Consider the following 15,592-nt stretch of genomic DNA (forward strand, 5'->3'; position numbering starts at 1 on the left):
CTTAGTTAAACTTAAGTCAGTTCAGTACCCGTTTTGTATTTTTAGATTTCAATAAGGAAAAACAATGTCACTTTTACGTTTACTGTTTAATATTGCTTGGTTTGTTTTAGGCGGTTTTGTGATGGGCTTAGCCTGGTGGCTTGCCGGACTCTTATGCTTTATCAGTATTGTCGGTATTCCATTTGGTCGTGCGTGTTTTGTGATTGGTGAAATGGCGTTTTGGCCATTTGGACAAGAAAGCGTTAACCGCAAGCATTTAACTGGCCATGAAGATCTTGGCACCGGCAGCTTAGGGTTAATCGGTAATGTTATTTGGTTTTTATTCTTTGGTATTTGGTTGGCGATTGGTCATTTAGCCCATGCACTGGCCTGCTTTGTGACTATTATTGGTATCCCATTTGCGATACAACATATTAAGTTAGCATTGCTAAGCTTAACGCCAATTGGTCAAACAGTCGTAACCAAACCAGTGTAAACAACCTCTTAGTGAAAGCCGATTACATCCCGTAGTCGGCTTTTTAGTGTGTGGATGATAATATGCCCCAATAATAAATATAAAAGAGTAAAGTATGAAATATTGGTTAATGAAGTCCGAACCCGATGACATCAGTATTGATGATTTACATGATAGCCCAAATCATACAATGGCTTGGCAAGGTATTCGAAATTACCAAGCAAGGAACTTTATCCGCGATCAAATCACACTTGGCGATCAAGTGTTGTTTTACCATTCTAGTTGCAAAGTGCCAGGTGTTGTCGGTATTGCCACAGTTGTTAGCCAGCCTACACTTGATGAAAGTGCTTTTGATCCACAATCTCGCTATTTTGACCCTAAGTCAGAGCCAGACAAACCGCGGTGGTGGCAAGTGGATATTCAATTTACTGCAAAACTGAATCAGATAGTCAGTTTACAACAACTCAAAAGTGACCCGGCTTTACAAGACATGGTATTAGTTACCAAAGGTGCACGGTTAAGCGTTCAACCTGTCAACGCTGATGAATTTGCTCATATTGTTATGCTAGGGCAATGATTTAAATATCTAGGCCAATGATTTAAATATAAAAAAAGGGTGACTGAATTTAGCCACCCTTGTTAATTGAGCAGAAAAATGAAACGTTAATTAATCATTCGTCCAATGCCACCTAACACTGAACCTTCGCCTTGATCTTTTCCGCCTGTTGAAGGTGCATGGGCAATAATACGATCAGCCATGCGAGAAAAAGGTAAACTTTGCAGCCACACAGTGCCGTGGCCTTGTAACGTTGCAAGAAATAACCCCTCACCGCCAAACACCATTGATTTTAATGAGCCTGCACGCTGAATATCATAATCAATGCCTGGGGTAAAACCCACTAAACAACCGGTATCAACGCGTAAAGTTTCACCGCGTAATTCTTTTTTAATTAAGGTGCCACCAGCATGCACAAACGCCATGCCATCACCTTTTAGGCTTTGTAAAATAAAGCCTTCACCACCAAAGAACCCCACACCAAGGCGTTTATTAAACTTCATCGATACTTGGGTACCCATTGCCGCGGCTAAAAAACTGTCTTTTTGGCAAATTAATTCGCCATTATGCTTGGCAAGATCGATAGCTAAGACAGTGCCTGGAAATGGGGCTGAAAAAGCCACTTTACGTTTACGACCGCCCTCGTTGGTAAAGTGAGTCATAAAAATCCCCTCACCTGTAATGGCTCGCTTTCCTGCGCCCAACAATTTACCAAAAAAGCCTGACTCTGGTTCTGAGCCATCACCCATTTTGGCTTCAAATGAAATATCTTCTTCAAGGTATGTCATGGCTCCAGCTTCGGCGACCACTGCCTCATGCGGGTCGAGTTCAATTTCAACTAATTGCATACTTGAACCGATAATTTCGTAATCAACTTCGTGACATTTTCTGGTCATTTTTTGCTCCTTAAAAATGAGTGTGGCAGATTCAGCGTTAGCACAGATGCTATTATTGCTTTAGGTTAACAAGATGTTACTTTTATTCCTATGGAAACTTTGTGACATAATATGTCAAAGAAGATTACATGCACCTAACTAGCCTAATCCTGCACCACTTAATCCTGTTTGTTGCTGTTGATATAGGGCAAATTCTTGCAAAATAAGTTCAGTAAATAATTGCCCAGCTCGGCCTAAAGGACGCTCTGAGGTTGACACTAATTGCGGGGTAAAGCTAAAACGATTGCCGCCCACAAAATCAATTGTCGTTAACTCACCATTGGCTAACTCTTCAGTGATTAAAAAATCCGGCATCCATCCAAAGCCCAAGCCTTTTAATAATGCATTTTTTTTCATAATAAAGCCTGAAAGATAAAACACTTTATCACCGCCAAATTGCATTTCATCACGCGCACGTTTACCCGGCGATGAGTCTTCAATGGTGAGCTCTACATGCTGTTGCAGCTCAGGTAGGCTTATGTCTCGCCTTTGACTTAATGGATGCAATCTTGCCGCCACCAGCACACTGGTAATGGTGGGTAAGGATTTAGGATGATAAGAAGGCCCAGTACGATAATCTTTAACCAACATCAAATCTGCTTGATCGCGCTCAAACCGATGTTGAACCCCACCTAAAAACTCCATGTTCAACTGAATTTTGGTGGGGATATTGTGCTCAGACATCAACTTTAATGCGCTCATAATGGGCTCCATCGGCAATGCCCCGTCAATGATTAATTCAAGCTTAGGCTCCCAGCCCTGACTATAACGACTAGCAAGATGCTCAATATTGGCTAAATGTTGAAGCAGTCGCTGACCCTCTGCCAAAATGACTTTACCCTCTGGCGTTAACTCTGCTCGGTAGTGATCTCTATTAAATAATGTCACCCCTAAATGTTGTTCTAGCTTCTTAATTTGGTAGCTCACCGCTGATTGCGCTTTATGTAAACGCTCGGATGCCTTAGCAAAACTCCCTTCTTCAACAAGAACTTGCAAAACATTAAACGCATCGATATCAATCCGCATACCCACTCCCGTGTCTTGTTATCAATACACCAATGTAAAGCCAGCAAGACAATCTAAAAATTTGATTAAGTTAAGCTTTTTATTATTCTTTTTTTGTTGATCTTTACCACTAAATTGTTAATAAGATCACATATTGGTTTGCCCAGTGCGATTAGGCCATAACAATAATTAACACTCAGCCGCATCACATGCAGTCGATTTGCCAGAGGACAATCAAATGCCATTCTATGTTAAACAAGGTCAAGTGCCGCCAAAACGTCACATTGCTTTCGAAAAAGAAAATGGTGAACTTTACCGTGAAGAGTTGTTCTCCACTCACGGGTTTTCAAATATTTATTCCAATAAATATCATCACAATATGCCAACCAAAGCGATTGATGTTCAGCCATACGTGTTAAACCACGGCGAGCAATGGCAAGACTCATTAATTCAAAACTACAAACTTGACTCACGTCAGGCCGATTGCCAAGGCAGTTTTTTCAGCGCGCGTAATAAAATCTTTTTTAATAACGATGTCGCTATGTATACCGCTAAGGTCACTGAGCCAACGAATGAGTTTTATCGCAACGCGTATGCTGATGAGGTGGTCTTTATCCATGAGGGCGAAGGTCAACTATTAAGCGAGTACGGTGTGATTAACACCAAAAAATGGGATTATTTGGTCATTCCACGCGGTACCACTTACCAATTAACCTTTAACGATTATCAAAATGTGCGCTTGTTTGTCATTGAGTCATCGTCAATGGTTGAAGTGCCAAAACACTTTAGAAATGAATATGGCCAAATGCTCGAATCCGCTCCTTATTGTGAACGCGATATTCGCACACCAACTTTAACCGACGCCGTGGTTGAAAAAGGCGAGTTTGCTTTGGTGTGTAAATTTGGCGATCGATACCAACAAATGCTATTGCAGTGGCATCCTTTTGACCTCGTGGGTTGGGACGGTTGTGTGTATCCCTGGGCATTTAATATTACAGAATATGCCCCTAAAGTGAGCCAAATCCACTTACCGCCATCTGAGCATCTTGTGTTTAGTGCTCACAACTTTGTGATTTGCAATTTTGTACCACGCCCTTACGACTTTCACCCTAAGTCTATCCCTGCACCTTATTACCACAACAATATCGACAGCGACGAAGTGCTTTACTACGTCGACGGCGACTTTATGAGCCGCACCGGTATTGAAGCCGGTTACATGACGCTGCATCAAAAAGGGGTACCTCACTACCACAACCTGGGCGCACAGAAGCATCTATTGGTAAAACAGAAACCTACGAATACGCAGTGATGGTCGATACATTCGCCCCACTCAATTTAACCACCCATGTTAAACATTGCATGAGTGCTGACTACAACCGTTCTTGGTTAGAAAACTAAGATGTAATTTAACTAACCCAAGTCACCCAAGAGTGATGGCGTGTTGACTGAAAAATAAGGAAAACAAAATGGCTAGCGAACTTAATCCACTGGGGCTTTTAGGTATCGAATTTACTGAATTTGCCAGCCCAGATACTCAATTTATGCACCAAGTCTTTATTGATTTTGGTTTTTCGATGTTAAAAAAAGCCAAAAACAACGACATCGTCTACTACAAACAAAACGACATTAACTTTTTACTCAATAAAGGCCGTAGTGGTTTTTCGGCTGAGTTTGCTAAATCACACGATCCAGCAATTTGCTCTATGGGCTGGCGTGTTGAAGATGCAAACTTTGCCTTCAGTGAGGCTGTTAATCGTGGTGCAAAACCGGCAGATGACGCCAATAAAGACATGCCTTACCCTGCCATTTACGGTATTGGCGACAGCTTAATTTATTTTATTGATACCTTTGGTGAGCAAAACAACATTTATCAAAGCGATTTTGTCGATCTAGACCAACCAATTGTGACTCCAGAAAAAGGCTTTATGGAAGTCGACCACTTAACCAATAACGTCTACAAAGGCACCATGGAAAAATGGGCCAACTTTTATAAAGATATCTTCGGCTTTACCGAAGTGCGTTATTTTGACATTAGCGGCGCACAAACGGCATTAGTCTCTTACGCCTTACGTTCACCCGATGGCAGTTTTTGTATCCCCATCAACGAGGGTAAAGGCAATAACAACAACCAAATTGATGAGTATTTAGGTGAATATAACGGCTCTGGAGTACAACATTTAGCCTTTAGAAGCCGTGATATTGTGGCGTCTTTAGATGCAATGGAAGGCACATCAATCAAAACCTTAGATATTATTCCTGAATATTACGACACCATTTTTGATAAATTACCGCAGGTCACTGAAGACCGTGAACGTATTAAGCATCACCAAATTTTGGTTGATGGTGATGACGAGGGTTATTTACTGCAAATTTTCACCAAAAACCTATTTGGCTCTATTTTTATTGAAATCATTCAACGTAAAAATAACTTAGGCTTTGGTGAAGGTAATTTTAAAGCGTTATTTGAATCTATTGAACGCGACCAAATGAAACGTGGCGTGTTGTAACCAATCGGTATAATTTGATACATAAAAACCAGCAAATTGCTGGTTTTTATCATTTTAGGCCATTACACTTGGCCACATTCTGTTATTGATACTTGACGCCAATGCCTGATTACGCCGTACTTGCCGTGTTTATTCCAACCTTCTTTTTTGTCTCCATCACCCCAGGTATGTGCATGACCTTAGCCATGACACTGGGCATGAGTGTTGGCGTGCGTAAAACCTTATGGATGATGCTAGGGGAGCTGGTCGGAGTGGCATTAGTAGCCATTGCAGCCGTACTGGGCGTAGCCAGTATTATGCTTAATTACCCACAGGTATTTGATTTACTCAAATGGGTGGGTGGCGGTTATTTAGTGTATATCGGCATTAATATGTGGCGCGCCAAAGGTAAAATGGCGGTTATCGACAGTGCACAAGTCAACACCCGCCGTGCAAGCTTAATCAGCCAAGGCTTTATTACTGCCATTGCCAACCCAAAAGGTTGGGCATTTATGATTTCGTTACTGCCACCGTTTATCAATGTCGACAGCCCAGTTGGCCCACAGCTTGGTGTGTTGCTGGGTATTATTATGATAACCGAAAGTGTGTCGATGTTAGCGTATGCCAGCGGCGGAAAAAGCTTACGTTTGTTTTTAAGCCGTGGCGATAATATTCGTTGGATGAACCGTATCGCCGGCAGCTTAATGATGCTCGTAGGAGTGTGGCTCGCGCTGGATTAGCCCCTTTAAAAAACGAGATTAATTACTGGTTTTATAGGGTAATTGTTGCATCATCTGCTCCATATACAATTTAATGTGTGTTTGCTCTTGCTGACAAAAATGAGCAATGGCATCACCCAATGCAGGGTGGTCAATCACATGGCTTGAATACGTCTGTACCGGATAAAAACCTCTTGCCACTTTATGCTCACCTTGCGCACCAGCGTCAAACACATTTAGCTGATTAGCAATTGCATATTCGATGCCTTGATAATAACAAGCTTCAAAATGCAAACCATCATAATCGCTCAACGCTCCCCAGTAACGACCATACAAATGGGTGTTAGAAACAAAATAAAGCGCTGATGCCACCAACTCATCTTTTGCATTGTGTATCATTAATAATCTGATTGACTCTCCCATTGTTTGGGCAATTAACCTGAAAAATTCCGCAGATAAATACCCTTTATGGCCAGAACGCTTAAGGTAAGTGCGTTGATAACAACGAACAAAACCTTGCCATTGCTCATCGGTGGCGTTATCGCCATTCACAAAGGTAAAACGCAGTTGCGCCTTGTATATTTGCGCGCGCTCTTTGCTGATATTTTTACGTTTTCTAGAGCTCATGCTAGTCAAAAAATCGTTAAAGTCCGCATAGTCATTATTACGCCAATGAAACTGGCAACCATGACGCACAATGATGCCAGTATTTGCCCACATAATATGTTCGGCTTTATGACTAAATAACCCATGCCACGAAGACCATTGCCGCTCGTTTAGTTGCTGCTTTATGACTGTGATGATTTCTGAAATGACATGCTGCTTGTCGATGTCGCTTAACGTAGGCAAAAAACCAATACGGGCACCCGTTGTTGGCGTAAAGGGAATACTGCTCACCAATTTAGGATAATAGTCTAATTGATTACGCTCATAAGCCTCGGCTTCACGCCCAATCAAACACATACTCTCCCCAGGAGTGGGTTTTAATATACAAAGGCATTAACGCTACAACCGTATCACCTTGAGTGACCACAAGATGATGCGGCTGCCAGCCGGTTTTATTGCTTACACATTGGCTTAATTCTAAAGCGGATAAATATTCATGACGCGTAAACGGCTGACTAGCATCAAAATATTCATTCCATTGAATTTTTGTTATTTCACTAATAGTATTAATAAATCTGAATTGATAAACTAGCGTCTCGTTATTTTTCACCGATACCTACCCGTTAATGCTTAAATAGATTGATTTAAATTCTCATACAAATTGTCACAGTCATGTGGCATGTTCTACAACTTAATCAAATAAATCAACACCAAGGAATGATCGTGAAACGACTCCCTAAATTGAACCCCTTATTACTTAGCGCAGCATTATCTGTCACCTTGTGCTACCCCGTTCTAAATAGTACGCCTTCTTATGCTAATGAAACCTCTATTTTCAGCGAAATGGCAACCGCCCAGCCAATTTATGCCAAACATGGCATGGTCTCAAGTCAAGAAGCGATCGCCAGCCAAATTGGTGTTGATATTTTAAAGCAAGGCGGTAACGCTGTTGATGCCGCGGTGGCGGTAGGCTATGCACTTGCGGTAACGCTGCCTCGTGCGGGTAACATAGGTGGCGGCGGTTTTATGTTGGTGCATTTAGCCGAACAAAATAAAACCATCGCGATAGATTACCGAGAAACAGCTCCCAGTAAAGCGCATAAAGATATCTTTTTAGATGAACAAGGTAACGCTGTTGATAAACTAAGCCGTGAACATGGTTTAGCTGTGGGTGTGCCTGGTACCGTGATGGGGATGGAGCTTGCAAGACAACAATATGGCACCATGACTTTAAAGCAAGTCATCGCGCCTGCGATAAAATTAGCGAAAGATGGCATTGTCGTCACTTCAGATTTATCGAATTCTTTAAGTGGCTTAAAATCGCGTATTTCACAATGGCCAAGTTCAGCTGAAATTTTTTACCATGCTGATGGCAGTGACTATCAAGTTGATGAAATTTTAAAGCAGCCAGAGCTTGCGCATTCGTTATCACTGATTGCCAAAAAAGGCACTGACGGATTTTACCAAGGTGAAACGGCACAGAAAATCGTCACGGCAGTAAAGGAAGCGGGCGGCGTAATGAGTTTACAAGATTTAGCTAACTATAAAGTGGTTGAACGAGAGCCTGTTCGCGGTCATTATCGTGGTTATGAAATCGTCTCAATGCCGCCTCCATCATCGGGTGGAATTCACATTATTGAGATGCTGAATGTACTCGAGAAGTTTCCTATCGATCAATTAGGTCACAATACTGCCAATACGCTGCATTTAATGGCTGAAACCATGAAGTACGCCTATGCCGATCGCAGCGAGTTTTTGGGTGATCCTGACTTTGTCAGCATTCCGGTTGAACAATTAACCAGCCGTGAATACGCCGACACCATTGCCGATAAAATCGCAATTAACAAAACGACCCCAAGCAGTGAAATTAAACCGGGTAAAATTGCTGGGTATGAGAGCGATCAAACCACCCACTATTCTGTAGTTGACCAATGGGGTAATGCAGTAGCTAACACTTATACCCTTAACTTTAGCTATGGTTCTGGATTAGTGGCAAAAGGTACCGGGATTTTATTAAACAATGAAATGGACGACTTTTCAGTTAAACCGGGAACCCCAAATGGTTATGGTTTAATTGGTGGTGACGCCAATGCCGTGCAAGGCAATAAACGTCCATTAAGCTCAATGAGCCCAACCATTGTGATGAAAGAAGGCAAACCATTTATTGTCACTGGCAGCCCAGGAGGTTCGCGCATTATCAACATCACCTTACAGATTATTATGAATGTAATTGACCATAAGTTGAATATTGCCGAAGCTACGGCGGCGGCACGTATTCATCATCAGTGGCAACCAGACTTTATTTGGGCTGAGCATACATTAAACCGCGATACCATTTCACTGCTTGAAGCAAAAGGCCACCAAGTTAAAACCCAGCAATCGATAGGCAGCACTCAATCGATTATGGTGACCGAACAAGGTATTTTTGGTTCGTCAGACCCAAGACGTTCAGGCTCAGCGGCAATAGGTCATTAACACTACAACTAATGTCATAAAGATTGATAAATAACCCAATTAAAACCGAGTAGCTCAGGCTACTCGGTTTTTTTGTTACAAACTAATTAAAATCTTTACATCTACATTCATCATCTTCACGTCTAAATAAGTAAAATGTTGTCGGAAAAATCAAAATAAACACGACTCACATTTTATTGCTCATTATTGAGGATAGAAAACCTAATCAAGAGGACACCTTATGAAGGGAGCAACCCTTAAGCCTATTGTCGCCAGCATTGCGTTAATTTTCGCACTAAATGCATGCTCTGTTTCATCACCGCAACAAGCGTCTGTAGAAGCGCCATTAACAGCTGAGCAAATAAAACAACAACATGCTGATAATCCGTTTTTTAAGCCTTACGGCACATTTTTCGAAATGCCAGACTTTGCTAAAATTACTACGGACGACTATATGCCAGCCTTTGAGGCCGGTATTGCAGAATTACAGCAAGAGATCGCGGTTATTGCTAATAATCCTCAAGCGCCGACATTTGCCAACACTATCGAGGCAATAGAGTTCTCAGGCGATTTGCTAACCAGAGTCTCTTCGGTATTTTTTAATCTAACCGGTGCCAACACCAACGAAGCTCTACAAGACATTTCAAAGCAAATTTCACCTAAGTTGTCGGCATCTAGAGATGATATCTACTTAAACGATAAATTGTTTCAACGTGTCAAAACGGTTTATAACCAGCGCGAAAACTTATCACTTAATATCGAAGAAGCTAAACTCCTAAACGATACCTACCGTGCTTTTACTCGCGGCGGGGCGAATTTATCAGTTGATGATAAAAATAAATTACGTGATTTAAATGAACGGATTGGTAAATTAAACCTCGCTTTCGCAGATAACTTACTTGCTGAAACCAATGCATTCCAACTGGTAATAGATAACCCAGAAGAATTGTCTGGCTTACCTCAAGATGTCATTGATACCGCAGCCCGCAGAGCCACTCGCTTAGGCCATCCAGGCAAATGGGTATTTACGACACATCGTCCATCAATTACGCCGTTTTTAACTTACGCTGATAACCGTGAATTACGTGAAAAGATATATAAAGCATATATATCGAGAGGTAATAACGATAATGAGCAAGATAACAAAGCCATTTTAGCTAAGGTTGCGGCATTACGCGCTGAAGTAGCACAACTGATGGGCTACCAAAGTCATGCCCACTTTGTACTCGAAGAACGCACTGCACAAACCCCAGAAAACGTATACAAGTTACTTGATAAAGTGTGGCCTGCTGCTATCAAAAAAGCCAACAATGAAGTCAGCGACATGCAGGCTTTAGTTGATGCACAAGGTGCTGACATTACCATCCAACCTTGGGATTGGTGGTATTATTCTGACAAAATACGCGTAGCGAAATACAGCTTTAATGAACAACAAACCAAGCCATATTTCTCGCTTAATAACACCCTAAAAGGTGTCTTCTATACTGCAAATCGTTTATATGGCATTACAGTAAAAGAACGCAATGATTTGCCGACATACCACCCAGACGTTCGCACTTGGGAAATTTACGATAAAGACGGCAGCCTGATGGCTGTGTTTATGGGCGATTACTTTGTGCGTCCAAGTAAACGTGGCGGCGCATGGATGAACTCGTACCGCAAGCAATATGATATGAACGGTGTTGATTCTAAGCCGATTGTGGTTAACGTACTTAACTTTCCTCGCCCAGCAGGCGATGAACCAGCGTTATTAACCTTTGATGAAGCAAGCACCCTATTCCATGAGTTTGGTCATGCATTACACGGTATGTTGTCTGATGTGAAATATCGTTCTCAATCAGGTACTGCAGTACCACGTGATTATGTTGAGTTCCCATCACAAGTGATGGAAAACTGGATGACCCAACCAGAAGTGCTGGCTCAATTTGCCACACACTATCAAACAGGTGAAGTGATCCCGCAATCATTAATTGAGAAGATCCAGGCTGCGAGCCAATTTAACCAAGGCTTTTCCACCGTAGAATACATGGCGGCGACTTACCTCGATTTAGATTGGCACTCATTAGAAGATAATACGCTTCGTGATGCCGCTAAATTTGAGCAAGCATCATTAAACAAGATGGCATTGATTAATGAAATTGCCCCACGATATCGCAGCACGTATTTCTCGCACATATTTGCTGGCGGATATTCTGCAGGTTATTACAGCTACCTTTGGTCTGACATTCTTGGCGCAGATGCGTTTGAGGCCTTTAAAGAAAACGGCATATTTGATCCGGTAACGGCACAAAAATTCCGCGATAATATTTTATCAAAAGGTGGCAGCGCAGATCCTATGGAACTTTACAAAAAGTTTAGAGGGAAAGAAGCTGGTATTGAACCGTTATTGCGTAGCAGAGGCTTTTTAAAATAAGCGATAATTAGCTTAAGTTATATTATATTCGCAATGATTGAAAGGTCATTGCGAATATAAAAACACGCTATTTTAATATATATTCAAATAAATTTATCATCCACCTCCCTTCTTAAATATTAATCTCATTCATAGTTAATTATGAATATTAAGCATAAACTTTAATTTATTTATCTTATATTCCATGTGAGTTACATTATAACACATCAAAAAGTCTCTAATAACGAAGAATAATTGAGCAAACGCACCTTTTATTTAAATTAAATTGGCGTTTCATCACAATTTATTCACTTACCATGTTTATACTCGCTCTCAGTGTTTTCACTTTTTCATCATATTGATAACAAATGGTAACACTACGTATGAGGCAAAAACAAAAAAGTACGCCTCGGGGTCAAAAAACAGAGAGACAAATATGTTAAATAAAAAACTACTAGCCGTTGTTATTGCTGGCGCCATGGGCATGACAGCTTGTGACTCTGACAACGATAACAAAAGTGTTGTTAGCGCAGATATTAATTTACGCGTCATGGAAACTACTGATCTTCATACTAATATGATGGATTATAACTATTATTCAGGTAGTGAAGATAAAACCATTGGCCTTGTGCGCACGGCAAGCCTAATCAATGCTGCTCGTGCAGAAGTCACAAACTCAGTATTAGTCGATAACGGTGATTTATTACAAGGTAGTCCGATGGGCGACTATATTGCAAATAAATTCAAAACCGAAAGCGATATACTTACCGATACTCATCCAGTTTACAAAGCAATGAACACGCTTGACTATGAAGTGGGTAATATTGGTAACCATGAATTTAATTACGGTTTATCATTCTTAGAACAATCAATAGACGGTGCTAACTTCCCTTATATTAACGCTAACGTAATTTGTGCAGACAAAGACGGTTGTTGGGATGAGGTGTTATTTAATGAAAACATGTTCACCCCATATATCATTAAAGATAAAGTCGTTACTGACGTTGATGGTAACGAGCACACGATTAAAATTGGTTATATCGGTTTTGTACCACCTCAAATCCTTCAATGGGATAAAGCGAATTTAGAAGGTAAGGTCGAAGTATTAGGTATTGTTCAAGCAGCAAATAAATTTGTACCACAAATGCAAGCTGAAGGCGCTGATATTATTTTAGCCATTCCGCATTCAGGTATTGGTTCGAGCGAAAACCCAGGTGATCCATGGGCAGAAAACGCGACTTACGCGTTAACCAATGTTGATGGCATTGATGCAATCTTCTTCGGTCACAGCCACTCGGTATTCCCATCTGCAACTTACAGTGACTTACCAAACACTGACGTAGAAAAAGGCTTATTAAACGGGGTGCCTGCTGTTATGCCTGGTCGTTGGGGTGACAACCTTGGTGTTGTTGATCTAGTATTACGCCAAGTTGAAGACAAATGGACTGTCATTCATGAAGAATCAACTGCAATTGCACGTCCAATTTACGACAACACAAATAAAGTGGCTTTAGTTGATGGTGAAGACAGTTTACGTGATGCGATTGAAGTAGAACATAACGGTACCATTGAATATGTAAGCCAACCCATTGGTGTTGCTGCTGCTGACATGTATAGCTTTTTAACATTAGTACAAGATGATCCTACCGTTCAAATTGTATCAAATGCACAAATCGCCCGAGTAGAAGCCTTAATCACTGATGATTTAAAAGACTTACCAATTCTGTCTGCATCAGCACCGTTTAAAGCCGGTGGACGTTATGCTGAAGGTGATGCAAGCCAATATGTGCAAGTGCCTGCTGGTGACTTGTCGTACAAAAACGCGGCTGACTTATACCTTTATCCAAATACTATGGTTGCAGTAAAAGCAACAGGTGCAGAGTTAAAAGATTGGCTTGAATGTTCAGCCAACCAATTTAACCAAATTGACCCAACCGTGAGTACTCCACAAAGCTTAATTAACCGCTCTGGTCACCCAACGTATAACTTTGATGTTATCGATGGCTTAACGTATAAAATTGACGTGACTCAACCAAGCAAGTTTGACCGTAGCTGTGAAGTGGTTGATGCCGATGCTAATCGTATTGTTGATTTAGCTTACACTGATGATGAAGGTAATGTGATCACTGGTGACGAATTAGCTGCAATGTCATTTGTTGTGGCGTCAAATAACTACCGCGCGTTTGGTGGTTCATTTGCTGGCACCGGCTCTGATCACGTAGTGCTTGAACTACCCGATACTAACCGTGATGCATTGTCTGCTTATATAACTGACGAGTCGCAACCTAATGCTAATGGCGGATATGATGCAATGGTTGACCCATCTGCTGATTACAACTGGGACTTTAAAACTATCGACAATGCTACCGTTGCATTAGACATTCGTTTTGAAACCCAGGACAGCGAATTAGCCGATAAGTTTGTTGCAGAAAATCAACAGCGCAAAATGGTTAAGTTGCCAACAACTGATGACGTAGTATCAGGTTTTGCTATTTATAGCATCGACCTAACTACTCCTATTGCACCGCAATAACACATTGACAATGATACAAAAAAGGCGCTTTTAGCGCCTTTTTTATTGCGTTAATCATGTGACATTTCAAATAAGTGCCCCATTTTTTGAATATGACTCAACGGAACATGGTGACGATTTCGCTCAGCGCATAACTGTTGATGCTCTGCATTTTTAGGTTGACCCACTAACACGACACGAACCTGATACCCTAACGCTCTTGCCGCAGCTTCATAAGCCATGAACTCCCATAAAGCCACATTGGTATTATCACAAATCACCACAGGTTCTTGGCATGCTAATGCTTCAATAAAGCCGGTTAAATTAGCTTGATGGTACTGGGCTAACTTTTGTGGATTAAAGTGATACTCACCATCGACATAAAAATAATTATCAGTTGAAAAATAGCCATATTGTCGAATGTGGAATGACTGTTCAATGCCTAATGAATTAATGTACTGCTCAACCCAATATGACTTACCACTACCGGGTAAACCACGCATAATAATTGCGACCTTAGCATTAGCACCTTGAGAGTCTAGCATTTCAGTCTGCTGTGTCACTGCCAATCACCTCACCTGCAAGAATTTTGTCCACTAACTTTGGCACTATCTCCCCCGCTTTACCGGTTAAGTGATACTGAAATTGACTGTGCCTGTCTGCGGCCAATAAATTAACTTCAACCGTTTGTGCGCCATGATGATTTGCAGAATCGACAAAACCAGCAGCAGGATATACGATTCACGATGTACCAATGGCAATAAATAAATCACAATGATCTAATGCATCATGAATTCTGTCCATACCAAAAGGCATTTCGCCGAACCATACAATGTGTGGTCGTAAACGTTTACCTGGGATACAACAAGTGCAGCAATTATCTACACCAAAAGGTTCACGTAATGCAAACGTTTGTAATGACTGTGGGCAACGGCCTTTAGATAATTCGCCATGCATATGCAATAACCGACGAGAACCCGCTCGCTCATGCAAATCATCAACATTTTGAGTAATGACAAGTAATTCACCGTCAAATTCAGCCTCCAATTTGGCTAACGCCTCATGGGCTGCATTGGGTAACACTTCACCACTGTGGAGTTGCTGCCAGCGTGAATTATAAAAACGTTCAACCAACTCGACATCTCGGGCATAGCCCTCGGGTGTCGCAACATCCTCTATATGATGTTCCTCCCATAAGCCATGTTGATCACGAAAGGTTTTAATGCCTGACTCAGCTGAAATCCCCGCGCCGGTCAGTACCACAATTTGCCGGTACATGTTACGTCCTTTATTGTTGTTATCATTTACATATATCTCTGATTTAACATTAACACTTTCTGGGTCAATATCCTTAAACTCTACAATGAAATCGAAAAGTTTTTTCATCTACAAATCACATAGTCTCATCATAACCTTACATTTAACGGGTGCAATAATCCCTTAGTATTAGTAAGTATATAGCTGATATTAAGG

General features: G+C 41.3%; 12 protein-coding genes and 2 pseudogenes. 8 read left to right on the forward strand and 6 right to left on the reverse strand.

Going from position 1 to position 15,592, the window contains the following annotated elements:
* Positions 1–64 precede the first annotated feature (64 nt).
* Positions 65–475 carry a YccF domain-containing protein gene (locus N4T56_RS10500; RefSeq protein ID WP_188916531.1) on the forward strand — a complete coding sequence of 137 codons (411 nt, stop codon included), beginning with the start codon at positions 65–67 and terminating at the stop codon, positions 473–475.
* A 94-nt stretch (positions 476–569) separates the two neighbouring features.
* Positions 570–1,031 (forward strand): EVE domain-containing protein, encoded by a 462-nt coding sequence (locus tag N4T56_RS10505; RefSeq protein WP_261733188.1) that lies wholly within the window; start codon positions 570–572, stop codon positions 1,029–1,031.
* A gap of 86 nt (positions 1,032–1,117) precedes the next feature.
* Here N4T56_RS10505 and N4T56_RS10510 read toward each other — a convergent pair whose 3' ends face one another.
* Complete coding sequence (locus N4T56_RS10510) at positions 1,118–1,906, reverse strand: TIGR00266 family protein (RefSeq protein WP_261733189.1); 789 nt, start codon at positions 1,904–1,906, stop codon at positions 1,118–1,120.
* Positions 1,907–2,044: 138 nt separating this feature from the next.
* Positions 2,045–2,971, reverse strand: a complete 927-nt coding sequence (locus N4T56_RS10515; protein WP_261733190.1) for a LysR family transcriptional regulator — start codon at positions 2,969–2,971, stop codon at positions 2,045–2,047.
* 217 nt (positions 2,972–3,188) lie between these two features.
* Here N4T56_RS10515 and N4T56_RS10520 point away from each other — a divergent pair.
* The 3 genes and pseudogenes from N4T56_RS10520 (at position 3,189) to N4T56_RS10530 (ending at position 6,176) form a co-directional block, all read left to right on the forward strand.
* Positions 3,189–4,348 (forward strand): annotated as a pseudogene (locus N4T56_RS10520) (homogentisate 1,2-dioxygenase).
* A gap of 68 nt (positions 4,349–4,416) precedes the next feature.
* A complete protein-coding gene (hppD, locus tag N4T56_RS10525) occupies positions 4,417–5,457 on the forward strand; it encodes a 4-hydroxyphenylpyruvate dioxygenase (protein WP_261733191.1) in 1,041 nt (346 codons plus the stop codon).
* A gap of 101 nt (positions 5,458–5,558) precedes the next feature.
* Positions 5,559–6,176 (forward strand): LysE family translocator, encoded by a 618-nt coding sequence (locus N4T56_RS10530; protein WP_261733192.1) that lies wholly within the window; start codon positions 5,559–5,561, stop codon positions 6,174–6,176.
* 18 nt (positions 6,177–6,194) lie between these two features.
* On the opposite strand, the gene N4T56_RS10535 is transcribed toward N4T56_RS10530, so the two are convergent.
* Both N4T56_RS10535 and N4T56_RS10540 read right to left on the reverse strand, forming a co-directional pair.
* Entirely contained in the window at positions 6,195–7,118 is a 924-nt protein-coding gene (locus N4T56_RS10535) for a GNAT family N-acetyltransferase (RefSeq protein WP_261733193.1), read from the reverse strand.
* Positions 7,099–7,371, reverse strand: a complete 273-nt coding sequence (locus tag N4T56_RS10540; RefSeq protein ID WP_261733194.1) for a GNAT family N-acetyltransferase — start codon at positions 7,369–7,371, stop codon at positions 7,099–7,101. Before N4T56_RS10540 ends, N4T56_RS10535 begins: the two co-directional genes overlap by 20 nt.
* Positions 7,372–7,478: 107 nt before the next feature.
* Between N4T56_RS10540 and ggt the strand changes: the two genes are divergently transcribed.
* The 3 genes from ggt (at position 7,479) to N4T56_RS10555 (ending at position 14,140) form a co-directional block, all read left to right on the forward strand.
* Positions 7,479–9,236 carry a gamma-glutamyltransferase gene (gene ggt / locus N4T56_RS10545; RefSeq protein WP_261734799.1) on the forward strand — a complete coding sequence of 586 codons (1,758 nt, stop codon included), beginning with the start codon at positions 7,479–7,481 and terminating at the stop codon, positions 9,234–9,236.
* A gap of 220 nt (positions 9,237–9,456) precedes the next feature.
* Positions 9,457–11,628: a M3 family metallopeptidase gene (locus tag N4T56_RS10550; RefSeq protein ID WP_261733195.1), complete on the forward strand. Its 2,172-nt coding sequence runs from the start codon at positions 9,457–9,459 to the stop codon at positions 11,626–11,628.
* Between the two features lie 415 nt (positions 11,629–12,043).
* Complete coding sequence (locus N4T56_RS10555) at positions 12,044–14,140, forward strand: bifunctional 2',3'-cyclic-nucleotide 2'-phosphodiesterase/3'-nucleotidase (RefSeq protein WP_261733196.1); 2,097 nt, start codon at positions 12,044–12,046, stop codon at positions 14,138–14,140.
* Positions 14,141–14,190: 50 nt separating this feature from the next.
* Here the strand turns inward: N4T56_RS10555 and N4T56_RS10560 are convergent, their stop codons facing one another.
* On the reverse strand, positions 14,191–14,664 hold the full coding sequence (locus tag N4T56_RS10560) for an AAA family ATPase (RefSeq protein ID WP_261734800.1): 474 nt from the start codon (positions 14,662–14,664) through the stop codon (positions 14,191–14,193).
* Position 14,665: 1 nt separating this feature from the next.
* Positions 14,666–15,397, reverse strand: a pseudogene (gene cobB / locus N4T56_RS10565) (Sir2 family NAD+-dependent deacetylase).
* Positions 15,398–15,592: the final 195 nt, after the last annotated feature.

Origin of the sequence: Shewanella phaeophyticola (assembly GCF_025398315.1) — a bacterium.
Lineage (GTDB): Bacteria > Pseudomonadota > Gammaproteobacteria > Enterobacterales > Shewanellaceae > Shewanella > Shewanella phaeophyticola.

Coding starts and splice junctions, on each gene's coding strand:
- hppD (WP_261733191.1), top strand. CDS start 4,417: ATGGCTAGCGAACTTAATCCACTGGGGCTTTTAGGTATCGAATTTACT.
- N4T56_RS10515 (WP_261733190.1), bottom strand. CDS start 2,971: ATGCGGATTGATATCGATGCGTTTAATGTTTTGCAAGTTCTTGTTGAA.
- N4T56_RS10530 (WP_261733192.1), top strand. CDS start 5,559: ATGCCTGATTACGCCGTACTTGCCGTGTTTATTCCAACCTTCTTTTTT.
- N4T56_RS10510 (WP_261733189.1), bottom strand. CDS start 1,906: ATGACCAGAAAATGTCACGAAGTTGATTACGAAATTATCGGTTCAAGT.
- N4T56_RS10550 (WP_261733195.1), top strand. CDS start 9,457: ATGAAGGGAGCAACCCTTAAGCCTATTGTCGCCAGCATTGCGTTAATT.
- N4T56_RS10535 (WP_261733193.1), bottom strand. CDS start 7,118: ATGTGTTTGATTGGGCGTGAAGCCGAGGCTTATGAGCGTAATCAATTA.
- N4T56_RS10505 (WP_261733188.1), top strand. CDS start 570: ATGAAATATTGGTTAATGAAGTCCGAACCCGATGACATCAGTATTGAT.
- N4T56_RS10555 (WP_261733196.1), top strand. CDS start 12,044: ATGTTAAATAAAAAACTACTAGCCGTTGTTATTGCTGGCGCCATGGGC.
- N4T56_RS10500 (WP_188916531.1), top strand. CDS start 65: ATGTCACTTTTACGTTTACTGTTTAATATTGCTTGGTTTGTTTTAGGC.
- N4T56_RS10560 (WP_261734800.1), bottom strand. CDS start 14,664: ATGCTAGACTCTCAAGGTGCTAATGCTAAGGTCGCAATTATTATGCGT.
- ggt (WP_261734799.1), top strand. CDS start 7,479: ATGATCGTGAAACGACTCCCTAAATTGAACCCCTTATTACTTAGCGCA.